Here is a 23,667-nt window from a genome sequence, read left to right on the forward strand (position 1 = left end):
CGATTATCATCACGGGTGGAAGAAACGGAGCGTGTCATGGTGTGGACAATCCTGGCCGCAGTAGTCGTCGGCATCTGGTCTTACGCGCTGATCCTCCTTTGGCGCATCCGGTCCGCGATTCCCTATCTGCGGAATCAGCCGGATGCGCTTCCGTGCCCGGCTGATTCAGAGGGGTCGGGCCCGTGGCCGCGGGTCACCGTGGTGGCTGCTGCACGGAACGAAGAGCGATCGATCGAAGGGGCTGTGCGATCCTGGTTCGAGAGCGATTATCCGAATCTAAATGTCGTCGTGATCAACGATCGGTCCACCGACAAAACGGCCGATATTTTGGCGGACCTTGGAAGCCGTTATCCCTCTCTGAAGGTCCACCATGTCACGGAGTTGCCGGAGGGGTGGCTCGGAAAGACGCATGCCCTGAACCTTGGCGCCTTCGAAACGAAATCGGAGTGGATCCTTTTCACCGATGCTGATGTGACGTTTCATCCGAAGGCCATTCGGAAGGCGATCGTCTTTTCACAAACCCACGGTCTGGATCACATCACCTGTACACCGGAATCTAAAGGGGGCACCTGGGCGTCGAGAGGGTTGCTGAGCATCTTTGCGGCAAGTCTCCTCCTTTATTTCCGTCCGCACAAGATTCGCTCCCCGAAAAGTAACGCAACGGCCGGCATCGGAGCCTTTAATCTCGTGAAGACATCGGTCTATCGGCAGATCGGAGGACATCAGGGGATCGCCCTCTGTACGGGTGATGACCTGAAGCTCGGGAAGCTGGTTAAGCTGAACCACTTCAGGCAGATGTTGCTCTTCGGGAACGGCATGATCGCCGTCCCCTGGTACCGGACTGTCCCGGAGGCGGCCCGGGCACTGGAGAAGAATCTTTTTACGGCTTTTAATTACAGCCTCACCACCGCATTTCTTGCGTCGGGTGGCGCCTTTATTGCGTTTTTTGTGCCGTATCTCGGGATATTTTTCGCGTCAGGATTCCAAGTGATTTCTTTTGCCGCGGCCATTGTGGCGCAGCTCGCTATCTTCGGGTACATGGGACGGCTCACAGGCGTTCCGATGACGGCGGCTCTGTCCGTTCCGGTCAATGCAGCGTCGATCTTCTATTGCGTAATACGTTCTATTTACATGGCCAAAAAACGGGGTGGAATCATGTGGCGCGATTGCCTCTATCCGCTGGCTGAATTACGCAAAAAGGGGAAAATCTGAGCGATTTGCTTCGAAAGAGATCAGTCATTAAAAATCAAGGTGTCTATCATGGTAGGGCTGAAGTACGGATTTATCGCATTCGCGGCCGTGGTCTCCTTCTCCACGGCGGTTCTTATTTTCAAGAACCGCCGTCCAAACGGTCCGCAGGCCGCCCTTTCCCTCGGCAGTTTTCTCACGTCCGGCTATCTGGTTGTCTTGCTGCTGATCGAGCGGGATCTGGATTCAGGGGCGCCGCCCGTTCCCTGGCTGAATCTTTTTCAAGGATTGATCGGTTTGATCGTATCCCTCTCCGTGATCGTGGCCGCCGTCCTTCCGCAGGCTTACGCGAAATTCCGGAGGACGATCCTTCCTTTTTCCTCGTTGGGTTTTGTGATCTCCGGAATTTCTCTGTCCGCGCCGTTGTACTCCGATATGCTTGTCGTTCGAACCTATTCGGAGCTCTTTTTCAAGTCGGCGTTCTCTCTGCTTTTTGATCTCTACGTTCTTGCAGGTCAGCTTTTCGTTCTGTTGATCATCGCTTTCCAATACCGGATCTGTCGCTCCGAGGAAATTCCTTCTCTCGACAAACGAATCGTCAGGACCCTCGCCCGGTGGGTTGGGGTCCGGGGGGCCCTCTTCTGGATCAGCATTTGGCTGCTGATTCAGATTCACGAGGGAGGGGCTTCGGAGAAATGGTTTGTCTTTCTGAATGCCGGTGGCAGCCTGCTCACGATGGGGATCTTTATCCATCTCGTGATCCGCCATCGCGCGTTCGATATCGAGACCGTTATCCACAAAACGGCGAGCTGGTTGATCGTCTCGTCGGTTCCCCTCGTCGCCCTGATCTGGGGGGCGACCTGGTTGAGGCCCCTGCTGGCCGAATATCCGACCTGGGCATGGGGGGCGTGGATCGGAGGAATCAGCTTCGGCGCGGCTCTGTATCTGTACGCCGCGCAGCCTGTTGTCGATCAACTCTTCGATCGGCGCAAGTACGACCTCCAAAAAACACTCGATCAGGTCGTCGGCGAATTGGCAGTCCTTCAGGCGCTCTCGCCGATGGCGCAGAAAGTCCTGGAGAAGGTGGGGAAAGTGCTCTCCGTGCAGTCGGCGGCGGCGATGCTCTTCGATTCCCGGAGCGAATCCCCACGCCTTGTGGCCGAAGGATATGGACCGATGGAGGAGATCGGGGCGATCCCGCTATTCGTACGGGAGCGGCTCCAAGGCGGATCGATCATTCAGATCGCGCCCTCCCGGTTCGCGCGTCCAGCGGAGAAAGAGGATCCAGTGGGGGCATGGCTGAAAAAGCATCAGTTTGCGCTCTGTCTTCCTCTGATCCAGAAGGGGGAACTTCTCGGCGCCATCGCCCTAGGGAGAAAGCGCAACATGAAAAGATTTTCTCAGAGGGAGACCGACTTTCTGTCGCGGATCGGCGCGGCGTCGACGATCGCCTTCTCAAATTCCCTGCTTCTGGAGCAAGTCCGGAAGCTTGACCGCCAGAAGACCGAATTCCTCTCCGATGTTGCCCATGAACTGCGTGGGCCCCTCCTCGGAATGGCCGGCATCGCCGAGGGAATCCTGGCAAACCACGGGGCCGCGGCGCTGGAAAGTCAGCGGCGCCTGATCGAAGGCATCAGACTGACGGCTGTGGATATGAAAGATCTTGTCGATCATTTGCTGGATCTGAGCAAGATCGAAATGGGGGTGATGACGTATGATTTCCGAGAGGTCGATGTAGGGAGCGTCGTCCGTCTCGCCGTGGACCTGGCCGCGGGCGCGATCGCATCGAAGGGACTGGAGTTGGCGGTTCAGATGGACAAGCCTCTTCCGATGGTGAAAGGGGACAAGTCCCGGATTCGTCAATGCGTGACGAATCTTCTCTCGAATGCGATCAAATACACGGACCACGGCATGATCCTGGTCTCTTGTACGAGGGCCGACGAAGGGGTCCGGGTCTTTGTCGAGGATACCGGTCAGGGGATGAATCAGGAGGAGACCCGGGGCCTCTTCGCAAGGTACCGGAGAGGGGGTCAGGTGAGCGGCATTGAAGGGAGTGGCCTCGGACTCGCGTTGACGAAAGAGATTGTCGAGGCCCATCGGGGTCGGATCGATGTGGAAAGCGAGGTCGGTCAAGGGACCCGGATCTCGATTTTCCTTCCGGAAAATCATGCCGAAGCGCTTCAACCCGATTCGGCACTGTCCTCCGGAAGGACGGTTGGGACGGTCGATCCGATCGATAAGCCGACGAGAATAACGAATGGGATAAATGGGTCTCTCCCCAGGGCGGTGATGGGCAATGGTGAAACGCTCCTGGTCGTGGACGATTCTGAGATTGATCGGGATGTTCTTCAATCCTTCTTCGAAGCCAATGGATACCGCGTTATAACCGCTTCAAACGGAAGGGAGGCGCTCCAGCGGGTTCGTGAGGAGGGCCCGAATCTGATCATCACCGATATGGTCATGCCGAATCTCAGCGGACCGCAGCTCTGCCGGATGCTGAAGGAAAACCTCGATTCGGCATCGATCCCAATCATCATGGTGACGGCGCGCGATAACCTGGGAGAGATGGCATTCGGGTTCCAGTTGGGCGCGGACGATTATGCCTCGAAGCCCTGCAACCTCAAGGAGCTGTCGTTGCGCGTCGCGATGCTGCTGCGGATAAACCGCATCCGAAATGACCTCGAACTGGCGAGGTCCCGCCTGATCGAGATGGAATTGATCGCCAGCTCATCCGGAACCCTGGTCCACGCGATCAAGAATCCGCTGGGTCTGATTCAGAACTATATCAAGATCGTCGGAGCCGAAATGGCTCGGGCCAATCACGAGAAGGCGCAAGAGGGGCTTTCCCAAATTAATGAAGCGGCGCAGGCCATTGCCGGAATCCTACACGGCCTCCGGAGGGCCCATATCGATCCGCCGAAAATGATCAGGGTTGACCTGGCCGAGGTGGTCGAAGCCTGTATTACAGAGCGCACCGAAGAAAGAGATACCGCAAACTATCGGATCGTCAGGCGATACGGCGAAAATCTTCCCTGTGTGGAAGGGGACCCGCTCCAACTCAGGATGGCGATCGCGAACCTCATTGCAAACGCATTCGATGCGATGCCGAACGAAGGAACACTGGAAGTGATCCTTCGTTCGGCGGGGCCGGGAAGCGTGGAGATTGACATTCGCGACTCCGGGACCGGGATCTCCGACAGTGTCCGGAGCAGTCTCTTTAAGCCTTTCATCACGACGAAAGTCCACGGGACCGGCCTTGGCCTCTGGACGGCAAAAAGGGTGATCGAAAACAATCATGGCGGCGAATTGTCTCTGGAGTCCGCGCCGGGAAGAGGGACGACCGCGATCGTGAGGCTCCCACTGGTCGGCCGGATGCAAACCAGTCATCAAAAAGAGGTCATCGAGCGTGGAGAAGGGCCGAATCCTGATCGTTGAGGACGATCCGAGCTATGTCAAACTCTACCGCAACGCCCTTGGAACGAGCGGCTACGCGATAGAGGTCGCTAGGGAGCCGTCGGCCGGGTTGCGCGCCCTCCGAGAAAGAACCCCCGATCTGGTGCTTCTCGATCTGACGTTCGACGGGACGCCGCAGGGAGGCTTGGGCTTCATTTCCGGCGCGTTGCAGGACCGGACCGATCTTTCGATCATTATCATCAGCGCCCAGAGCGACAGCGCGATGATCAACAAGGCGATCGAACTCGGGGCGGTCGACTATATTGTCAAAGATCATTCTCTCTATGAACTCCTTCCTTTCAGGATTAGCCAGGCCCTGAAGAGAATGCGCCTGGAAAAGCTGATTCAGACCCAGATCGACCTTCACAACGGATTTGCCTTCGGTCCCGGCAGGGTGATCGTCGGAAAATCTCCCAAGATGTATCAGGTCTACGCGCTGATCGAAAAGGTCGCATGGAGCCGCTCTACCGTGTTGATTCTGGGGGAGAGCGGCACCGGAAAGGAACTCGTCGCGCAGGCCATTCACGCCCGGAAAGGATCCAACGCGCCGTTTATCTCGATCGATTGCGGATCGGTTCCTGAAACGGTTTTGGAAAGCGAGCTTTTCGGGGTGAAGGCCCATTACCCGGGATTCCATAACAGAGAGCCACTGATCGGAAAAATGGAAGCGGCAAAGGAGGGAACGTTTCTCCTGGATGAAATCGGAAACATGAGTATCGGACTTCAGGCCAAGCTACTGAGGGTGCTGGAGGAGAGGAAGTTCAGGCCGCTCGGCGGCGAGGAGCTTCCTCTCCGTGCGCAGGTCATTTCCTCGACCAATATCGATTTCAAGACCGCGATTCAATCGGGAAGGTTCCGGGAAGATCTTTACTACCGTATGAATGAAGTCCGGATTGTACTGCCCCCCTTGCGGGATCGTCTGGAAGATGTCCCGCTGTTGGTCCGCCACCTCCTGGATCAACTCCGGTCTCAAACCGGGAGAGCGGTCGAGATCCTCCCGCAGGCGCTGGATAAACTGATGGCCTATGATTGGCCGGGAAATGTTCGAGAACTGGCCAAGACCCTCCAGCGGGCGCTGATGGCCTGTCAGTCGCAGTATCTGGCGCCGAAGCATATCGACCTTTCCCTCACGGGCAGTAAGACGCAACAACCAGAGGCGGCAGGGGACACAACTAAAGACGACGCGGAATCATTTCATCCGGTGACGGTTGGCAACTACAAGAAAATGGTCCGGGAGTATCGGAAGACGTTGTTGCGCTCGGCACTGGAACTGGCCGACGGGAACCAATCCGAGGCCGCCAGGCTCCTGGGCCTCAACAGAACTCACTTGATCCGACTGCTCGGCAGGCACGATCTCACCAAATCGGGGGAGATGGAATGAATTGTAAAGTCCTGATTCATTTTTCAGATATTGAAGAACGACTCCCCGTAATCTTCAATATTCTGGCTTTTGGTTTACGAACACTTGAAACGATTGCTCTTGCCTCATTTTGACAATCGAGTTCTGCCGCATACATTTTAGCCATCTATTGAACCTGCGTACCTATTCTGTTCGTTCGGCTGCGGTTTGCCGTCAGTCTTTTTCCGCAGACCGTATTTCTTCATCTTCCAGATCAGGTTTGTCCTGGTGAGCTTGAGTTTCTCAGCCGCCTTCGTCTGGTTCCATCCCGACCCTTCAAGCGTCTTTAAGAGGACCTCCTTTTCGTAGCCATTTACTTGTCGATGGAGATCTTCTAATGAGAGATCGTCCGGGGCTGTTGCATCTACCCCCCGTCCCTCGAGAGCACTTGAAGGCAGGTCAAAATACCCCGATGCCAAATACCGTGATGGATAGAGGGTCAGGGCTCGTTGAAGGGTATGGAAAAGCTCCCGGATATTCCCCGGCCAGTGATATTCTGTGAGTCTATCCATTGCTTGCGGCAGAACCTCTACCTTTCGGCCAGATTGTTTTTCATGCCGGTCCAAATAGTATCGCACGAGCAATGGAATATCTTCTTTCCGCTGATGGAGCGGAGGAAGAACGATCTTAACCGCATTCAGTCGATAATACAGGTCATTTCGAAAACGACCCTCATCGATTGCAGAGTCCATATCTACGTTTGTGGAAGCGACGACTTGCGCCCGAAGTGGAACCGGCTTCTCGCGGCCCAGCGGCCTGAACTCCCTTTCCTGAAGGACCCGTAATAAAGAGGCTTGCAGATCCACGTTCATGTTTCCGATCTCATCCAGCAGAAGCGTGCCGGCGCCGGCGACTTCCAGTTTTCCGACCAGCCTCTCTTTGTTGTGCATGCCGGGATAATTCTCTCGAACGCCAAACAATTCGCTCTCCAGGAGCGTCTTCGGAATACATCCGCAATCAATCGAGACAAAAGGGGTCTGTTCCTCTTTCCGGGCATGAATGGCTTGGGCGATGAGCTCTTTGCCGGCGCCGCTCTCCCCCAGGATGAGCGTCGAGGAGCGATCATCGGCAACCTTTTGAATGAGTTTATAGACACGCCACATGCTCTGCGATTTGCCGATGATCATACGGCCGGGCCCGATAGCCAAGCCTCCGTCCTTTTCCACGCTTGTCTTAAGACGAATCTCATCCTCCATTTTTTCTATTATTTTTTGCATAGGAGATTCGATCCGGTCGGGAGAGGGCTTGACGAGGTAGTCTGCGGCGCCTCGATCCAAGGCTTTATTGATTATTTTCGCGTTATCCTCGCTGCTGACGACGATAATGGTTAAATTGGGTCGCTCCAGCAGGGCCTCTTCTATGAAACAGATCCCCTCGTCAGAGCTGCCGTTGAGTTTGATCTCTGTAAAAACCGCCTGGGGATTCTTTCTCGTTAAAAGACTCAGGCCGCTTTTTCGCCCCGATGCCACCATGACGTGATAACCCGCCTGTCCTAATATTTTTTGATATATCTTGCAGAAAGCCGGATCCTCATCAAGGATCATGATCACCTTATCCATGGCGCGCCGGTTTCACTATTCAAATGCTCATTTTTGAGGGGACAATTTGATGAAGCTAAACCTTCTTCCAACAAACTGATCGAAAACAGACCTCAAATCAGCCCGGCAACGCAGGCATTCCATAGGCATGAGCCAAAGCTTGGTCGAGAGGAATGGGGACATAGCCGCTGGTCGTATAGCGGTATGCCCCTCCCTCCTCATCCAGGTTCAAATAGGATCTTGTTCCGATATGCTTATACAAGACGATCCTCTTTTCTCCCCTTTGCGCCTCTCCCATATACATGAACGCAGGAAGGTTTTGCCTTCCGATGATTCGCTCAAGCGGCTCCCATGTCGGTTCTTTCCATACCGGTTTATTTTCCCAGGATTCCATTAGCGTCCTCCTCAATTTGAAAATGCGCTATGTGTGTTCAGCGGCAGCTCTCGCTCCCGGGCCAGCCGTTTGAGCACGCTGGTAAAGAAGCGGGCCCGGGAGGTCCGGATCTGGCCGCGACGGTCCGCATCCTTGGTCTCGGAGAGGGCGCAATAAATGAGCGCCTCCGGTAAACGACACACCGCTTTCTCGTAGTAAGGACGGCTGTGCCGGTCATTCGTGAAATCGAGGATCTGTTCGACCAGATCGAGCTGTTTCGGATCAACACCTTCGATGGGGAGGGCTATTGTCGGTCTTTTCTTCACGATCAGCTTGTAATCTTTTCCGTCCTTTGTCCTGGCCATCGCCAGTTGGAGTATCCCGGTCGAGACCGGCTTCCCCTCAAGCTCCTCGATCGCGCGCCGGATCAATCGGAGCCGCTCGGAGGGCCAGATGTATTTTCCGCGAACGGAGAGATCTTCTTCTAAGAGTAGAGCGGAGCGGCGCTGCCAGGTAAACTTATCGGCCATCACCACATCGAGAAAGGAGTAGAGGGAGAGGGCGATCTCTCCACGAATCTCCATCACGACATCGACCAGAATCGGTTTTGTATGTTGCCGCAACAGGTTCTTCTCGATCTGCTCATTGAAGCGGAAATAGCTCACCCCCTCGTAACCCTCGTTTCTGGATTGAAAATTCCGTGACTCATAAATTCTCAGTCGGGAGAGGAGGTTAATCGGCTCCTCAAAGAAATGGTGGCGGCCGGCGTCCTTATCGAAGAAGGAGTATTGCCAGGTGATCGGGACCTTCCGCAGGGATCGAAGCGACCGTTTCAGAAGCGACAACTGTTTCTTCCCCCATCCCAGCTTCATGGTACGGGCCAGTTCCCTCAAGCTGATGGCGGTCCACCCTTCCACTAGATCTCGGGGGCGCTCCCACCAGAGCTTTTGAAGGGTCAGGTAGGTCCGATAGTCGAAGGTGTTCAGGATCTGCCGATCGACCGGTTCGACCAGAATCTTGGCCAAGGCCTTCTTCCCCTTGATGTCGATCACCCACGTCTTCACCCGGGCAAGGACGCCATTCCGCGCATGGGAGGGGGTGAAGATAAACGAGGAGAACTTTGCAATGTTCAACTCGACCGGGAGGAGATCCTGATTGTCGATGAGACCGGAAATCAGGGGGGCCCCCAAGTTTTTTCCGTTCCCACCCGCCTTGTGATCCACCAGAATTGTCTCGCGGTCTGTCTCGGGTTTGATGAAGTTCAAAATACCGTTTGGCCCGCCTTAAAAAGCGTTAACGCTTAATATTTAAAACCGTTAAACGCTTAAATAAAACGCTCCGCTCACCAAAAATGCCATTACCATCTGTTTATTCAATGCCTTGGAATTCCGCTTCCTGCATGAAGTACACCAGCGGCCTGCACAAAGTACACCGGGAGAATCCGCATTCCTGCATGAAGTACACCACCTGACCTGTACAAAGTACACCAGGCAAACCCTGATCCCCCAAAACTGTGGATAAGTGAAAAAACGAATGATATCTCATCTGCTTTGGGGGGATGCCTCCTGCACAAAGTACACCGGAGCGCTGATCGGCGGGATCGGTCCACGCAACCATTGATTTCACTTTCGTCATGCCAGTCCCTCTTTTCAAAACGACCACTTTACCAGAGGATAGCGTGATGGTCCCTGTTGGATGAGGATCAAATCGAATCGATTTCTCACCTCTCCGAGGTGGAGGCTTTGAGATGTTGCTCGATCCAGTCGGTGAGATCGCGCCTCCTGTACCGGACACATCTCTTCGAGATCCGGACGAACTTCGGACCATTTCCTGTAAAGCGCCAGGACTGAAGGGTCTTTTCCGACACTTTGAGAAACTGCGCTGCCTGCCTCTCCACATAGAGTTCATCCGGATCCAAATCCATGACCTTCAGTCTCAGACGCTCCAAATCCTCCGGTACGATTTCCGCTTCAGACATGGGACCTCCGTTACATTCTTCCACCCGTCCTGCGGAACGATATTCCCCTATGGCCATTGGACGGGCCGAATAAGTAATCCATTGGCGCTTTGATCTATCGCAACTTATGTGCCCAAATGGAAGAGCCGACGATTCGATACCAATTCGGAGTTCGAGTGGTCAAAAGCTCACAGATAGTCAATCGCTTAGGGGGAACGAGGATTCAAGAGGATTCAGGACGAAGAAGGAATGTGATGTCTGATGCGTCTCTCATCGGGATCATAACTCGGAGACACCTGACGCGAAGAGGCAACAGATCATGATGTTGATCTATAAGACGATATCAGAATAAGGAGGGATTGATAACACCTACAACTATAAATGCCCTTAAACTTCCGGAAAATTACTGATCGCAGAAAAAACCAGCGCATCTCGTGCATCACTGTGGGCGGTTCGAGTCGTCTCCTGGACCTCAAGAAAACGATATTAGCAAAAGCTCGTATTTTTTGTTAGTATCTAACATCATTAGAATAATTCAGATGGATCTAGGCCTAGAATGAGGACGACGGCCGATCCAGGGATAGTCTCAAGCGGAGCCAATGATTAATATTACTTTCACTTCCAAATGTCTACTCAAGTAAAAAGCACATTGAGTCAAATTCCCACTGGCGTGTGGGTGCTCGGCTTCGTCAGCATGTTGATGGACGTGTCCTCGGAAATGATCCATAGTCTACTACCCCTCTTTATGGTGACAACGCTGGGGACGGGGGCCTTCGCCGTCGGCCTGATTGAGGGATTGGCCGAATCCACGGCCCTCATCATAAAAGTCTTCTCCGGCACTCTGAGCGACTATCTCGGTAAGCGCAAAGGGCTCGCACTCTTCGGCTATGCCTTGGGCGCGCTCACCAAGCCGCTCTTTGCCTTAGCCTCCACTGCTGGCGTCGTGCTCACCGCCCGTTTAATGGACCGTGTCGGCAAAGGCGTGCGCGGCGCGCCGCGCGATGCCCTCGTCGCCGACATCGCGCCAGCGCGTGTCCGGGGCGCCGCCTTCGGTCTGCGCCAGTCGTTGGACACGGTAGGCGCGTTTCTCGGTCCGCTGCTGGCCGTAGGTTTGATGCTGTGGGCCAACGATTTTCGGCGAGTGTTCTGGGTTGCAGTCATTCCCGGCTTAATGGCCGTTACATTGTTGGCAGTCGGTGTACATGAACCGCACCACCATCCGGTGAGTACCCACAATAATCCGATTCGCCGAGAGAACCTGAAGCGCCTCGGTGCATCGTATTGGTGGGTCGTCGCTATCGGTGCGGTTTTCACGCTGGCTCGGTTCAGCGAAGCATTTTTGGTTTTGCGCGCTCAGCAGGGCGGGATTCCCATCGCACTAGTGCCGCTTGTCATGGTGGCGATGAATCTCATCTATGCGGCGTCGGCTTATCCGTTCGGCAAGCTCTCGGACCGAATGAGCCATACTAAGCTGTTGGCGCTGGGCCTCTTCGTTTTAATAGCAGCCGATTTGGTCTTGGCCACGGACGATCATTGGGGTGTTTTGCTGGCAGGGGTCGCGCTTTGGGGTGTGCATATGGGTATGACGCAGGGCTTACTGGCAACGATGGTGGCTGATACTGCGCCGGCGGATCTGCGCGGCACGGCCTACGGATTTTTCAATTTGATGAGCGGGTTGGCAATGCTGGTGGCAAGCGTATTGGCCGGACTCTTATGGGATCGGTTTGGGGCGTCGTTCACATTTTATGCAGGTGCTGTTTTTTCTGCGATTGCGCTCGTCGGGTTGGTTGGGTCGATCAATCGCACTGAAGGTTAATGGGTGATTAACAATCCGCCGATTTCATTCACAGATTTTCACGTTGCTGCTTGCTGTTGTCGCTTAATTTGGAATATTGATCTTCTGATTTGAACTCCTCCTTCTCAAAGATATCGGCCAAAGAAGATTGGGAGCGCTACTTTGGCCAAAAAAAGCGATTCTCTTCTAACCGCCACTTCCCTTTCCCAGGATTGATTAATCCCGATTGAAACAAAGTGTGTTTTGAAACGTTCGAAACTATTTATTTCAGGAAGAAGTATCTGAAAAATGAAATCATGATTTTTACAACTAAGGAAATTGCGGACCACAACCAGGATTCCTGCCTTCCCCCCCCTAAAAATAGAAATTCCTTCCACCGGGACCACTTCGACTAGGGTTTTCATTATTCATTACGGCGGCTCCGTTCGCAGCATACGACACCATCATATCGGCGATTGACTCCGAACCACTGTCAGTCTTCCTGACACTGTCAGGATTCCTGACATCCCCTCATTAGTATCCCAAAATAGACTATTATGACACGTTAACGTATGGAACGATAAGGAAGTCTCTTCAAGGGTGGGCTGGATCGATTGCCTCACGCCACTGTCAGGATTCCTGACACCTCTTTTAAAAAGAGATATTTCTCTCGCCGGTACCACTGCAGATTTGGATAGTAAAAGTCGCGCGCGTATGCAATCCGGTTCAGAATTCCCATCATTGAGGATGGTTTGGATCGTCCCCACAAATCGATTCGGTACAGGCATGGTTCTTGCTCATCGCCTCTACTCGTTCGAAGCAGAGAGGGATGCTCTGGAGGGGACAGATGCGGTATCGGCAAGGAAGGGACCGGATGTTTCGAGGGAGGATGGCCTCGATCTTCTTTTCAGTATGGTTCTCTTTCCATTCAGTATCTGCCTTCGCCGCTGAGATTTCCAAGATGTCTTATCAGTATTCATCCGATTCGGGAGTCGCCATAGAGGCCGTCGAGACCTTCGTGCTTTGCGACTGCAAGCCCAGTCCGGCATTGGCAGTGAAACCAAAAGAGATCGCGATCTCGTTGAAGATGACGGTACCGTTCCATTTCAGCCTCCCGGCCTCAGTCAAGGAAGAACCGATTCCACATCAAGAGGGAGGGGATGAAGACGGCGAGGCAGATCCATCCGAAGACATTTCAGAGCCGGTTATCATCCAGTTCGGACTCAATGAGGACCGTCCGAGTCAAGAGGATGAGATACTTCAAACCGTCGAGCGGATCAAGAAGTCGGGAGGAGAGATCACAGTCGTCGGCCATACCTGCGACCTCGGAAAGAAAGAGCTGAACGACCGACTCTCTCTCCAACGTGCCGAACGGGTCGCCGCGATCCTGAAGGAGCACGGAATCGTGGTGGCGGAAGTCGTGGGGAAAGGGAGTTGCTGCCCCCGGTCCACCGACCGGCGGCTCAATCGCAGGGTGGAGATTCTTGTCATGAAAAACGGAGGGAACCATGAGAAATAGGCTTCTATTGATGATGCTCATTGCGCTTCTTAATCCCTTACAGCTCTTAGCGGAGGCGGGGGAGGAGCGGACGGTGGAGGAGTCGATCCGGGCCCAATTCGCGCAGCTTCCGATCGAGAGCATTCGAAAAACGCAAATCGACGGGCTCTATGAGATCGCCTTTGAGGAGAACATCGTCTATTACCACCCCCAAAGCGGGCTGACGCTCGTGGGAGAGATCATGACCAAAGAGGGGGTGAGTCTCACCGCACAGAAAAAGGCGGAGTCAACGGCCGCTCGGATCAAAGACCTTCCATTGGAGAAAGCGATCAAGATCGGGAGCGGAAAGCACACCGTCGTCGAAGTCGTCGACCCCGACTGCCCCTTCTGCAGAAAGACGGCCGCCTTCTTCAAGAAAAGAAAGGACGTTACCCGATACATCTTTCTCTTTCCGATCACGCAGATTCATCCCGACGCGGAGAGAAAGGCGCAATACATTCTTTGCGCCCAGGATCAGTCCCGCGCCTATGCGGAAGCGCTCTCGGGCCGGTTGGACGATGAGGATTTCAAGCTCTGCGACGACGCGAAAGTGAAGGAGTTGCTTTCCGAGCATCAAAGGATCGGCCAACAGTTGGGGGTCCGAGGGACCCCGTCACTCTGGATCAATGGTCAGTTCGTCTCCGGGGCGAATTTCGAGAAGATACTCCAAATTCTGGAGCCGAAATCATAATCAGAACGACGCATTCCCCGCCGGTCGGCGGGGAGGAATCAAAAACAGGAGGAAAGATGAAGAATCTCGTCGGAATACTCAATCGAAAAGATGTTCAGAGGGATTTTCAGCTGGCGTTTTTGGCGCTGCTCTTTGTGCTGGTGATCGCCCCGTTTGCGCATGCGATCGTAGCTCCCGTGGCCGGATCGTTCGCCTACGATGTCTACGACGTCGGTGTGAACAAGATTTTGAAAGGCCCGATCGGGTTCATGGGAGGAGTCGCCGCGATCGTTTTCGGCGCCTACATGGCGATCCAAGCGGAGGTCCTGTATGCCATTCCGGCCATTCTCGGAGGGGCGGTCCTTCTGAAGGCCGATACGGTGGTTGCCAGCCTCGGCGCGATAATTTGAGCCGATCGCCCCCTTTCCGCCATTTCAGGGGAGAGGGGGCAATAACCAAGACTGAGGTGAACGATGGAAAAGAAGCGGTTTCCCCAATATCTCTCCCAGCCTTTCCAGGTGCTGTGGCTGGAAGTGGATGAACTGGTCATCGCCTTTACCTTTTATACGCTTGCGCTTTTGTTCGGGGGCGTCTTCTGGCTGCTGATCATCGGGGGTCCCTATCTCTACTCCTCGGCCAAGAAGCGTTATCCACGGGGATTTCTCAAGCACAGTTTCTATTTTATCGGTCTGGTCCGAGTGAAAGGGTATCCGACCTTTTTCGAGGACGGGTTCCAGGAGTGAAGGGGATTTATGAAACTTGAGGCCTACTTGCAAAGCTCCTCGAACAAGGTTGCCGAGAATCGCATCTTAAAGTTTTTTGTGGTCATCATCGGCGGCGCCGTTCTACTGAATACCATCCTCCTCTCCCGCGCGATGAATACGGCGCGGACGATCCTCATCCCGCCCGGCCTCAACACGAGACTTGAAATCACCCGGGAACACGCCTCCGAAGAGACCCTCCGCGCCTACACGAGATATGTCCTGGGGCTGGCGGCAAGCTACACCCAGGCGACCGCCCGCGGCCAGTTCGAGGAGCTCCTCGGCGTGTATGCCCCTGACTCGTATCCTGAGGCGAAGAAGAGCTTCTATGAGCTGGCCGACCGGATCGAGACCGCGCATATTACCAGCGCATTTTATATTCAACAGATCTTGATCAGCCCATCCTCTATCGAAGCGCGGGGAGTGAGAAAGCAGTTCGTGGAGGTGACCCGGGTGGATGAATCCGTGAAGTCGTACCTCCTCCATTATCAGATCATCGACGGCCGGTTCACTTTGTTGAGCATTTCCGAAAAACAGGAGTGACGATATGGTTCTTCTTAAAATAAGCCCTGAAGCGAAAAATTACGGCGTTCTTCTTCTCGCTTTCTTTTTATTCGGGTTATCCCGGACCGCGTTCTCCCAGGAGCCGGTTCCTCCGGTGGGGAACCCCCCGCCCCAGAACGATGTCAGCGTTCTACCGGAAGTGGCCACCCCCGTGGAGATGAGCGCATCGGACGCCAACCGGATCGTCTGCGGCGCCACGATCGAGGATGTGATCTTTTCCAAGGAGAAAGGGATCGCGGTCCATTACACGAAGAAAGACGCCTTCCTGAAATTCCAGATCGTCAAAGAAGGGGGAGAGATGATCTACGCCACGACCCCCGCGGAGCTCTTTGTGGTCTGCGGAGAGCACGTCTTCCGGATCATCGCGATCCCCAAGCGCGTGCCGTCTAAGACCGTGCGTCTGATGGCCGGGAGCGCAGATCAGATCAAATCCAACCTCTCGCGCATGAAGGGGATGCCTTACGAGGAGAAGCTACTTACCCTGATCCGGGCGGTCTATACCGATCAGATTCCGGAGAGCTTTACGGTCACGCCGGCCCGGAAAATGATCGATCTCTTTCGCGATATCGAGGTCACGCTCACGCGCACGATCTCGGTTGAGGGAGAAGGCCTGCAGGTCAAAGAGTACCTGGTCCAACCGAGGGGGTCGCGTGTGGAGCTGCACGAGAAAGATTTTCTGAAGGTGGAGCTTGCGGTCCGGCCGGTCGCCATCACCGTGGATCGTCTTATACTGACCTCCGGCCAGACGGCGCGTGTGCTGATCGTCGAGCAGCGCGGGGAGGAGAACTGATGAATCGACTCAAAGCGTTTTGGAATGGGTTGACCTCGGAGGGAAAGCGGAAATGGATACTGGTTCTCCTCGCGGGCGCATTGGGAGTCGTTACGATCTTAGGATACCGATCGAGCCGGGGGACCTCCGCGGAATCGAGCGCTCCTGTTGAACAGAAGAAGGAGATTTCTCTTGAGCCGAAGATGCTCGAGAAGTCGCTCGTAATGGAATCGCAGAAGGAACTGCGCCGCCAGGAAGAAAGCATCACGCAGCTGCGCCGGGAGCTCGAGTCGTTAAAAAAGGAAAAGGAGGAGAAGGAAAACGGGAAGGAGATTCTCTCTCCCCCGAAAATGACGTTAGCTCAGAGAAACGCGTTTCCCTCGCCTCCGCCTCCCCCTCCGACCGAAGTCCGGATTCCCCCACCCCCTTCCCCGGGACGGGAGGGGGAGTCCAAAGGGCCGGACCGGGAAGTTCTCGGAGAGATCGCTGTGGTCTCCAATCCCTACGCCAAAGCGGCCAGGAGTGAGGATGGGGCCGATAGAAAAAAAGAAAAGAAAACAGTGTACCTTCCCCCTTCCTTCATGGAGGCAACGCTGCTGACCGGGCTCGATGCCGAGACGGTGGAGTCTGCTAAAGGGAATCCCGAGCCGGTGCTGCTCCGAATCCGCGATCTCGCCGTGCTCCCCAATCAGATCAAGACGAATCTGAAAGGCTGTTTTGTCATCGCGCACGGCTTCGGGAAACTCTCGAAAGAGCGGGTGGAATTAAGACTGGTGACTCTCTCCTGTCTTGCAAAAAATGGCCAGGCGGTGATCGACCAGGGGATCAAAGGATATGTCGCCGATGAGGACGGGAAGAACGGTTTGAGAGGAAATGTCGTCTCCCGAATGGGATCTGCCGTGGCCAGAGCGGCACTCGCCGGTTTTTTCGGAGGGGCGGGGGATGCCTTCCGGGCCTCGGCAAACACCACGTCGGTCAGTCCTCTTGGGGCGACTCAGCTGATCAAGCCGGAAGATTTAGGCAAAGCGGCGATCGGAGGAGGACTCTCCAGCGGCTCACACGAGATTGAACGGCTTTATCTCGATCTTGCGCGTCAGGCCACACCGATCATCGAGGTGGGGGCGACAAAGACGGTCACACTGGTGGTGACCGAAGGGGTCGATCTGATCATTAAAGAAATATGCGTCGGAGGGCAGTCATGCGAAAAATAAGCGCCTTCGGATTACTGATGGTGTTCCTGTCGGGCTGCGCCGTCTTCAATCCCTACAACGACAATTTCACCTGTCCCAAAACTTTTAACGGAAAATGTGTCTCGCCCACTTCCGCCTATCAGGAGTCCTTGGAGATCAGCCCCAAGGGGAAGGAAGAAGGGGGACCGTTGAAGAATGAGGAAGGGAAAGAAGAAAAGAAAGGGGTTTCCTTGACCGAGGCGAGCTACCAGAGCGCCTTGTACGAGAAGCTCACAGGGCTGCTGCGAGAGCCGGCCACCCCGATGATAGCCCCTCCCCAGGTGATGCGGGTCCTCATCCTTCCCTACAACGGAGAAGGAGCGCGGCTCTATATGCCCCGGTATGTCTACATCATTATCGAGGAGCCGAAATGGGTCCTTGGAAATCAGTGGCTCAACGAGGAAACGGCCGCCAGGGCGACGGCATTGCCTCTCCAGAAATAAGCGAGGTACGTTTTGATTCTTCCCAATCTTCTTAATATCTTCGGCAAGAACGGCGGGTTGACGATTTCCGAGCTTGAATCGATGACCCATCGGAATAAATTTTCCGATTATCTTCCTTGGGCCGCCTACGAGGAGCAGAAATATTACAACATGGATGACACGGTCGGATTTCTCTTCGAATGTGTCCCGCTGGCCTTTGCAGGCAGCCGCACCCAGGCCACGCTCGATGCGCTCTTTCGGATTGATTTCCCGGAGGGATCGATCGTTCAATTTATTCTCTATGCCGACGACAACATCGATCCGTATCTTGACGCCATTCGGCGATCCAGGCAGAGGGAGAGCCCCATCATCGAGAACGCGACCGAGGCCCTGTGCGATTTCCTCTTGAAAGGAACGAAGGGGATGGCGTCTTTATCCGGCATTCCGATCCGCAACTTCAGACTCTTCGTGGCGGCCAAGATGCCGGTGGCGGAGCGCGGCCTCACCGCCCAAAGACTGACTGAGATCCACAATACGATCAAAGAGACGCTTCATGGAGCTTGCCTGCATCCCGAGGAGGTCCCCCCTGAGGCATTGCTCGACTGGATGAGGCGGCTCTTCAATGGAAACGCGGGCAACGGGTCGGTCAACCATACCCATTACGCCGATGGGATTCCGATCCGGAAGCAGATCATCCTCTCCGAAACGGAAATCAAAAAGCAGACGGCGAATTTTCAGATCGGGGATCGCATCTTCCGCTGCACCACCCCGAAGATCTTTCCGAAAGAGGTCGACCTGTTCCAGACCAATCAGCTCTTCGGCGGCTGCTGGGGAATGGTTTCCGACGGAGATCAGATGAAGACCCCTTTCCTCTATACGCTCAACATTCTCTTTCATAATCTAAAGGCGTCGCTGCATAAGAAGTGCAACATGATCCTGTTTCAAAAGGGGGTGGGGAGTTTTGCCAGAACTCTCGCCCGCAAGCAGGACGAATTTCAGTGGGCGACCGACGAGCTGGAGAAAGGGACGCGCTTTCTGCGGATCATTCCGGTCTTATGGGTCTGGGACCGGGACGAGAAGAGCGCGTCGGAGGCGATCACCCGGGCGAAGCGGATCTGGGAGGGCCAAGGCTACATCATGCAGGAAGACAAGGGCATCCTACCGATCTTGTTCATCTCAGCCCTTCCTTTCGGGCTCTACGATCAGGGGGGGAACATCGATCTGCTCGACCGCGACTTCATCGCCCCCCTCGATGCGATTTCTTCCATTCTCCCTGTGCAGTCCGATTTCGCGGGGGGAGGGGCGCCGGTGATGAACTTTGCCGGCCGGAAAGGACAGGCCGCCGGAATCGACATTTTTGATAAACGCGCCAGCAATCATAACGTTTTCATCGCGGGAGGGAGCGGCGGAGGGAAATCGTTTTTCGTAAATAGCAAGGGTTTTGGCTATTTCGCAAGCAACGCGATTCTCAGGATCATCGATATCGGCGGCTCCTATAAGAAGCTGGCCCGGATGTTTAAGGGACGCTATCTCGATTTTAGGGAGGATTCGGATATCTGCATCAATCCGTTCACCCACGTCCGGGAGATCAAAGAAGACCTCTCGGTGATCGCATCGATCGTGCTGCAGATGATCTTTTCAGTGACGGGAGCGGCGCCAACCGAATCGGCGGAGACCGCGATGACGCTGATCAAGTCTGCGGTGAAGTGGGCCTTCGAATCCGAGGGAAATGACGCGGACATCGATACGGTGCATCGCTACCTGCGCTCCTTCCCCAAATATATGGATGAGGAGTTCACCGGTAACGAGAATTTCACAGATCTGGCTCAGATACTTGCGTTCAACCTGACCGAATTCACGACCGGGAACAGCTATGGGAGGTGGTTCAACGGAAAATCGACCTTCGATATCTCCCGGGATGAGTGGGTGGTCCTGGAGCTGGAGTATCTAAAACCCCAGAAAGAGCTCTTCAAGGTGGTGACGCTCCAGGTGATCAACGAGGTCACCCGCGATCTCTATCTCTCGGACCGGACGCGGCCGCGGATGGCGATCTTTGACGAGGCCTGGCAATTCCTGGAGAGCGGCGCGGACAGTGTGGCGCTGAAGGAAGTGATCAAGGAAGGATATCGGAGGGCGCGGAAATATCGGGCCAGTTTCACGATCATTACCCAGTCGCTGCTCGATTCCAAGATGTTCGGGGCAGTGGGAGATGTGATCCGCGGGAACTCCGCATTTAAATTCTTTCTGGAGTCCCCCGATTTCGAGAAGGCGAAAGAGGAGAAGCTGATCGACTACGACCCGTTCACGATGAAGCTGCTGAAGAGCGTCAAGAGCAGCCGGCCGAAATACTCGGAGATCTTCATGGACACCCCCTTCGGCGTGGGGGTCGTTCGCCTGATGGTCGATCCCTTTTCCTATTATGTCTACACCTCCGATGGAAGAGAGGTCGCTGAAATCGAATCGATGGTGTCTAAAGGGATGCCTTATGAAGAAGCCATCAAAGAGATGGTCCGAAAATATCGGAGTTGAGGGGTTGGCTCTTGCCGCGACGCTCTTTTGGTTGTTCGCAGGGCCCGCTTTTTCCCAGCCCGATCCCAGGCAGGCCGCCCAGGATTCGGCGGATCAGGCGCTCTCGAAATTCGGCTCCCCCGAGGGCATCCGGCAGAACGCCTCCAATCCCTTGACCTCCCAAGGCGCCCTCATGACGACCATCGACAACAAAACCTCTTTTAACGCGCAATTAACCTGTCCTTCCTCAAGCCGGTTTCTCAATGTGTTGATCTCTCCCACAATCACGGGGGATCTCTCCCCGGTCCTGATCGGACAGGACGCCGATCTCGACGGGGCGATCGAATCGACCTACCAGCCCCCCTTCCCCATCTCGGGCGTCTGCGCCAACGGCGTCATCTCCTGCGCGCCGGGTCAGTGGGCCAGTTGCCGGTATTACCAATGGACCGCCGATAGTGGGGGAAGGGCCAATCTGCAGGAGGTCTCTCAATTAAACCTGGGAGGATGTTACTGCGTCAACAACAGCTGCGGCGCCAACCTCGCGATGACCCATCTTCCATCGGTCCTTCAAGCCATCGGCGGGGGGGTGGTCGGCGCCATTCAGGCCAACAATCCTAAAATGACCATTACCGACGTGAAAATCGATGGAACCGCGCTGACCTATTTCGGACAAAACGCGGGCCAGTGCACCTCGACCGGATCCTCTCCGGAGCAGTACTTCAATAATCCCGGAGGAATTTCAACTGAAGTTCAATCCCAGATCGCAATTCAATCCGTTGACCCGATGAGTCACTATGGCCTGATGACCACCCCCCCCCCGGCGTTGCAACAGAGCGCCTCCTCTCGTCAATGTGTGATCCAAAGATCAGCCGCAGTCACGTCGCAGCAGACCTTCTGCCAGAATCCGGCGCCTACCGGATCAATCGCCTCCAGGGAGGAGACCATTTACCTGAAGGTTTATGCAGGATCCAATCGATCCATCAATGACTGTCGGTGTTCCAATGTGACCGGCTACTGCGCTCCGCCGCCCGCGACCGTCTATGCCTCCGTCCCCGAGGGGGCGATCTACCTGGGCGCCTCCGCGGAGAACTTTCGCGATCGATCCAGGAGGGGGGGAGAGGACCGTTGCACGTACGACGCCTACGATTATTACTCCCTCTGTACGCGGACTTCAGACGTCTATTCGGAATCGGTCACCGATAGCTGTAATGCCCTGGAGGCCGATCCGAATTGCCGGCTAAGAGAGGAGCAGGTCGATGCGGTCGGCACGTATGGCGCCTTCAATCCTACGGGGCTGACCCCTCTTCCTTCCTGCACGACCCTGATCGGACTTGTTCAGAATCACGACATCTGCCGGGATTGGTGGAAGAAGCAGAGGACCTATTTCTGCCAGACGAATCAGGTGTTTGATTTCACAGACGCAAAGAGAAGAGCGGGGGCGGTCATCGGGAGCGTCGCGGACAATACAGCGTCCGTTTACTACCGGGATCTTCGAAAAGACCAAAACGGAAATTGGATTTCGGAAGATAAAACAGTTGGGCTGCCGGGACGCGACAGCTACTTGAGCTGTGAGATGGCGTGCAAGACCCGGAAACCGACGACCGATACCGAGGCTTCCGTGGCCGGGAACACGGCGCAATACCGAAATACGACCGCAAGCTACGACTTCTTTTATAGGAAATGCGTCGATAGCGCCTGTCCTCTTTCGGCCGGCGAAGAGGTGGTCAAAAGCTGCCAGTGCATCTCCGATTTCGCGGAAGCCGCCTCCCTGATGGAGGTCCTCAAGAACGCGGGATCCGACATGATCTGCAGCGATGGAGTCAAACAATGAAGATGATCAGATTCCTTGTCATGGCCGTCGTGTTCGGACTTCTCCTTGTTAAACCGTCTTACGCCGTCAACTTCGTCTGCGGCGAGGATACCAATGGGAACGGCGCGGTATCCGATCCGGGAGAGACCGCCTCTTGCGCCTCGACACCGGAGGGACCGCTCTGCCCCCTTGGGGCGACCCTCTGCAGCGCAAGCCGCACGGCTGCAACCTGTCCGCCGGATGGAAGTTTAAATACCGCCAGTGACCGTTGCGAGGCGCCAAGAATATTCCATCTGCATCGAAGGTTTTTGATTCACTGGCACTGCCCGTTAAATTACACCTATGACGGCGCCGGGGGCGTCTGCGTCGCCACCCCTTCTTGCGCAACCGGCATGTACGACCCGGCAGGAGATCAGTGCCTGCAGGGATACAGCTGTCCGTTAGGTTCTCAGTACAGCTGTATGAATAACGCCGGAACGTATCAATGCTCCTCGAACGCCTGTGTCGATTTAGACGTGGCGCCCCCGCAGACTATGACGCCGAACCTGACAAGTTATCAGAACAATGGACAGGCCGATCCGGCCACCGGCTTATGCCAGGGGCCGGTCTTCATCTTCAACGGTAAGGCTTCGGAGTGCCGCCCGGCAGGAGCGGGGACCTCCTTCTTCAACTGCTGCAGCAATGGATCGGGAGACTTTTTAGTCTTCAAGAAATATTGCGCTGATGCCGAGTGGTCGACGAACGCCTCGAAGGACGCTCAAAGCTGCCACTATATCGGCGATTATTGCAAAACCAGCTGGCCCTTCATCGGTTGCGTGCAGAAGGCGCAAGTGTATTGCTGCTTCAACTCGAAGCTCGGCCGGATGATCCAGGAGCAGGGGAGGGGACAGTTGAAGAAGTTCGCTCCCGACGGACAGTGGGGGACGACCGGCAGCCCCAACTGCGTCGGCTTCGCGCCGGAAGAGATGCAAATGCTCGATTTTTCCCAAATGGATTTATCCGAATATTTCGCCAATATCTCGTCAAAGTCACAGTCTCAAATCAATCAGGGCATGGAGAATAAGGTCAATGAGTTTTATCAGAATCTTCGCCCTTAGCATGCTCCTCTTTCTGGGGGGATCTTACGAGATTGCGCGTTCGGAGGATATGGGCCGCAACCTCGGTGTGGCCGGCGCCACCTATGCGATCGCCGAGCCGGACGCCCTCGGTGAGATCGAGGCCCGCGCAAAAGAGGTGAATTGGGGAGAGCGCTTCAATGAGAAAAAGATGAAACAGGCCGTCGCTTCCTACCGTCCCTCCGGGCTGAGGCCTCTTCCCCGGGCCACGACGGGCAGGACCAGCGCCGTGGATATGACCTACGCGCTCCAGGCCGATATCCCGGACGGTCGGGGAGGGATCCTCTACCCGCGCGGCTATACCTTCAATCCGCTTCAGTACGTCTCCCTTCCGAATACGTTTGTGATCATCGACGCGGAGGATGCCGAGCAGGTCGGCTGGTTTCGCGCGTCCGGGTACGCGAACGATCCAAAGGCCTTCCTGCTTCTGACCGGAGGATCGTATCAGGCCATGTTAGAGACTCTGAAAAGACCGGTGTACTACGCCAATGCAAGCCTGATTCAGCGATTGAAAGTCCGGTCGACTCCGGCGGTCGCGATACAAAAAGGAAGCATGATGGAGGTTCAGGAAATTGCGATCCCTTCAAAAAAATAGGCCCC

General features: G+C 55.1%; 21 protein-coding genes. 16 read left to right on the forward strand and 5 right to left on the reverse strand.

Translation table 11 applies throughout. The annotated features are described in order from the left end of the window. Positions 1-36: 36 nt before the first annotated feature. Genes MCM46_16110 through MCM46_16120 form a run of 3 tightly spaced genes read left to right on the forward strand, consistent with a single transcriptional unit; the run spans position 37 to position 6,022 of the window. Positions 37-1,212, forward strand: coding sequence for a glycosyltransferase family 2 protein (locus tag MCM46_16110; GenBank protein MCG3113339.1), 1,176 nt, complete (start codon positions 37-39; stop codon positions 1,210-1,212). Between the two features lie 48 nt (positions 1,213-1,260). Next, positions 1,261-4,623: an ATP-binding protein gene (locus MCM46_16115; protein ID MCG3113340.1), complete on the forward strand. Its 3,363-nt coding sequence runs from the start codon at positions 1,261-1,263 to the stop codon at positions 4,621-4,623. Next, complete coding sequence (locus tag MCM46_16120) at positions 4,595-6,022, forward strand: sigma-54 dependent transcriptional regulator (protein MCG3113341.1); 1,428 nt, start codon at positions 4,595-4,597, stop codon at positions 6,020-6,022. Before MCM46_16115 ends, MCM46_16120 begins: the two co-directional genes overlap by 29 nt. A 137-nt stretch (positions 6,023-6,159) precedes the next feature. Here MCM46_16120 and MCM46_16125 read toward each other — a convergent pair whose 3' ends face one another. From MCM46_16125 to MCM46_16145, 5 genes are all read right to left on the reverse strand, one after another. Next, positions 6,160-7,584 carry a sigma-54 dependent transcriptional regulator gene (locus MCM46_16125; protein MCG3113342.1) on the reverse strand — a complete coding sequence of 475 codons (1,425 nt, stop codon included), beginning with the start codon at positions 7,582-7,584 and terminating at the stop codon, positions 6,160-6,162. Positions 7,585-7,696: 112 nt separating this feature from the next. Next, entirely contained in the window at positions 7,697-7,972 is a 276-nt protein-coding gene (locus tag MCM46_16130; GenBank protein MCG3113343.1) for a hypothetical protein, read from the reverse strand. Between the two features lie 11 nt (positions 7,973-7,983). Continuing rightward, entirely contained in the window at positions 7,984-9,174 is a 1,191-nt protein-coding gene (locus MCM46_16135) for a hypothetical protein (GenBank protein MCG3113344.1), read from the reverse strand. Positions 9,175-9,319: 145 nt separating this feature from the next. Continuing rightward, positions 9,320-9,586 (reverse strand): hypothetical protein, encoded by a 267-nt coding sequence (locus MCM46_16140; protein ID MCG3113345.1) that lies wholly within the window; start codon positions 9,584-9,586, stop codon positions 9,320-9,322. Positions 9,587-9,671: 85 nt separating this feature from the next. Next, positions 9,672-9,929, reverse strand: coding sequence for a helix-turn-helix domain-containing protein (locus MCM46_16145; protein ID MCG3113346.1), 258 nt, complete (start codon positions 9,927-9,929; stop codon positions 9,672-9,674). Positions 9,930-10,557: 628 nt separating this feature from the next. Between MCM46_16145 and MCM46_16150 the strand changes: the two genes are divergently transcribed. From MCM46_16150 to MCM46_16210, 13 genes are all read left to right on the forward strand, one after another. Then, positions 10,558-11,724, forward strand: a complete 1,167-nt coding sequence (locus MCM46_16150) for an MFS transporter (protein MCG3113347.1) — start codon at positions 10,558-10,560, stop codon at positions 11,722-11,724. A 919-nt stretch (positions 11,725-12,643) separates the two neighbouring features. Beyond that, positions 12,644-13,201, forward strand: a complete 558-nt coding sequence (locus tag MCM46_16155; GenBank protein ID MCG3113348.1) for an OmpA family protein — start codon at positions 12,644-12,646, stop codon at positions 13,199-13,201. Beyond that, the gene (locus tag MCM46_16160) at positions 13,191-13,910 is read left to right on the forward strand and encodes a DsbC family protein (GenBank protein MCG3113349.1); all 720 of its coding nucleotides are present in this window, start codon (positions 13,191-13,193) and stop codon (positions 13,908-13,910) included. The genes MCM46_16155 and MCM46_16160 overlap by 11 nt, the downstream gene beginning before the upstream one ends. A gap of 56 nt (positions 13,911-13,966) precedes the next feature. Further along, the gene (locus MCM46_16165) at positions 13,967-14,299 is read left to right on the forward strand and encodes a hypothetical protein (protein ID MCG3113350.1); all 333 of its coding nucleotides are present in this window, start codon (positions 13,967-13,969) and stop codon (positions 14,297-14,299) included. A gap of 63 nt (positions 14,300-14,362) precedes the next feature. Continuing rightward, positions 14,363-14,632, forward strand: coding sequence for a type IV conjugative transfer system protein TraL (gene traL, locus MCM46_16170; protein ID MCG3113351.1), 270 nt, complete (start codon positions 14,363-14,365; stop codon positions 14,630-14,632). A 9-nt stretch (positions 14,633-14,641) separates the two neighbouring features. After that, on the forward strand, positions 14,642-15,193 hold the full coding sequence (locus MCM46_16175) for a type IV conjugative transfer system protein TraE (GenBank protein MCG3113352.1): 552 nt from the start codon (positions 14,642-14,644) through the stop codon (positions 15,191-15,193). A 4-nt stretch (positions 15,194-15,197) separates the two neighbouring features. Further along, positions 15,198-16,004 (forward strand): type-F conjugative transfer system secretin TraK, encoded by an 807-nt coding sequence (locus tag MCM46_16180; protein ID MCG3113353.1) that lies wholly within the window; start codon positions 15,198-15,200, stop codon positions 16,002-16,004. Beyond that, on the forward strand, positions 16,004-17,194 hold the full coding sequence (locus tag MCM46_16185) for a TraB/VirB10 family protein (protein ID MCG3113354.1): 1,191 nt from the start codon (positions 16,004-16,006) through the stop codon (positions 17,192-17,194). The genes MCM46_16180 and MCM46_16185 overlap by 1 nt, the downstream gene beginning before the upstream one ends. After that, a complete protein-coding gene (traV, locus tag MCM46_16190; protein MCG3113355.1) occupies positions 17,182-17,655 on the forward strand; it encodes a type IV conjugative transfer system lipoprotein TraV in 474 nt (157 codons plus the stop codon). Before MCM46_16185 ends, traV begins: the two co-directional genes overlap by 13 nt. 12 nt (positions 17,656-17,667) lie before the next feature. Continuing rightward, the gene (locus MCM46_16195; GenBank protein MCG3113356.1) at positions 17,668-20,163 is read left to right on the forward strand and encodes a TraC family protein; all 2,496 of its coding nucleotides are present in this window, start codon (positions 17,668-17,670) and stop codon (positions 20,161-20,163) included. Continuing rightward, positions 20,120-21,973, forward strand: coding sequence for a hypothetical protein (locus MCM46_16200; GenBank protein ID MCG3113357.1), 1,854 nt, complete (start codon positions 20,120-20,122; stop codon positions 21,971-21,973). Before MCM46_16195 ends, MCM46_16200 begins: the two co-directional genes overlap by 44 nt. Then, entirely contained in the window at positions 21,970-23,049 is a 1,080-nt protein-coding gene (traN, locus tag MCM46_16205; GenBank protein MCG3113358.1) for a conjugal transfer protein TraN, read from the forward strand. Before MCM46_16200 ends, traN begins: the two co-directional genes overlap by 4 nt. Continuing rightward, positions 23,021-23,662, forward strand: a complete 642-nt coding sequence (locus MCM46_16210; GenBank protein ID MCG3113359.1) for a hypothetical protein — start codon at positions 23,021-23,023, stop codon at positions 23,660-23,662. The genes traN and MCM46_16210 overlap by 29 nt, the downstream gene beginning before the upstream one ends. Positions 23,663-23,667: the final 5 nt, after the last annotated feature.

This window comes from Candidatus Manganitrophus morganii (assembly GCA_021651055.1).
GTDB lineage: Bacteria > Nitrospirota > Nitrospiria > SBBL01 > Manganitrophaceae > Manganitrophus > Manganitrophus morganii.

Excerpts from the sequence above, each read along its gene's own strand:
- MCM46_16110 (MCG3113339.1), top strand. The coding sequence starts at position 37 with ATGGTGTGGACAATCCTGGCCGCAGTAGTCGTCGGCATCTGGTCTTAC.
- MCM46_16115 (MCG3113340.1), top strand. The coding sequence starts at position 1,261 with ATGGTAGGGCTGAAGTACGGATTTATCGCATTCGCGGCCGTGGTCTCC.
- MCM46_16125 (MCG3113342.1), bottom strand. The coding sequence starts at position 7,584 with ATGATCCTTGATGAGGATCCGGCTTTCTGCAAGATATATCAAAAAATA.
- MCM46_16130 (MCG3113343.1), bottom strand. The coding sequence starts at position 7,972 with ATGGAATCCTGGGAAAATAAACCGGTATGGAAAGAACCGACATGGGAG.
- MCM46_16140 (MCG3113345.1), bottom strand. The coding sequence starts at position 9,586 with ATGACGAAAGTGAAATCAATGGTTGCGTGGACCGATCCCGCCGATCAG.
- MCM46_16145 (MCG3113346.1), bottom strand. The coding sequence starts at position 9,929 with ATGTCTGAAGCGGAAATCGTACCGGAGGATTTGGAGCGTCTGAGACTG.
- MCM46_16155 (MCG3113348.1), top strand. The coding sequence starts at position 12,644 with ATGTCTTATCAGTATTCATCCGATTCGGGAGTCGCCATAGAGGCCGTC.
- MCM46_16160 (MCG3113349.1), top strand. The coding sequence starts at position 13,191 with ATGAGAAATAGGCTTCTATTGATGATGCTCATTGCGCTTCTTAATCCC.
- MCM46_16165 (MCG3113350.1), top strand. The coding sequence starts at position 13,967 with ATGAAGAATCTCGTCGGAATACTCAATCGAAAAGATGTTCAGAGGGAT.
- traL (MCG3113351.1), top strand. The coding sequence starts at position 14,363 with ATGGAAAAGAAGCGGTTTCCCCAATATCTCTCCCAGCCTTTCCAGGTG.
- MCM46_16175 (MCG3113352.1), top strand. The coding sequence starts at position 14,642 with ATGAAACTTGAGGCCTACTTGCAAAGCTCCTCGAACAAGGTTGCCGAG.
- MCM46_16180 (MCG3113353.1), top strand. The coding sequence starts at position 15,198 with ATGGTTCTTCTTAAAATAAGCCCTGAAGCGAAAAATTACGGCGTTCTT.
- MCM46_16185 (MCG3113354.1), top strand. The coding sequence starts at position 16,004 with ATGAATCGACTCAAAGCGTTTTGGAATGGGTTGACCTCGGAGGGAAAG.
- traV (MCG3113355.1), top strand. The coding sequence starts at position 17,182 with ATGCGAAAAATAAGCGCCTTCGGATTACTGATGGTGTTCCTGTCGGGC.
- MCM46_16200 (MCG3113357.1), top strand. The coding sequence starts at position 20,120 with ATGAAGAAGCCATCAAAGAGATGGTCCGAAAATATCGGAGTTGAGGGG.
- traN (MCG3113358.1), top strand. The coding sequence starts at position 21,970 with ATGAAGATGATCAGATTCCTTGTCATGGCCGTCGTGTTCGGACTTCTC.
- MCM46_16210 (MCG3113359.1), top strand. The coding sequence starts at position 23,021 with ATGAGTTTTATCAGAATCTTCGCCCTTAGCATGCTCCTCTTTCTGGGG.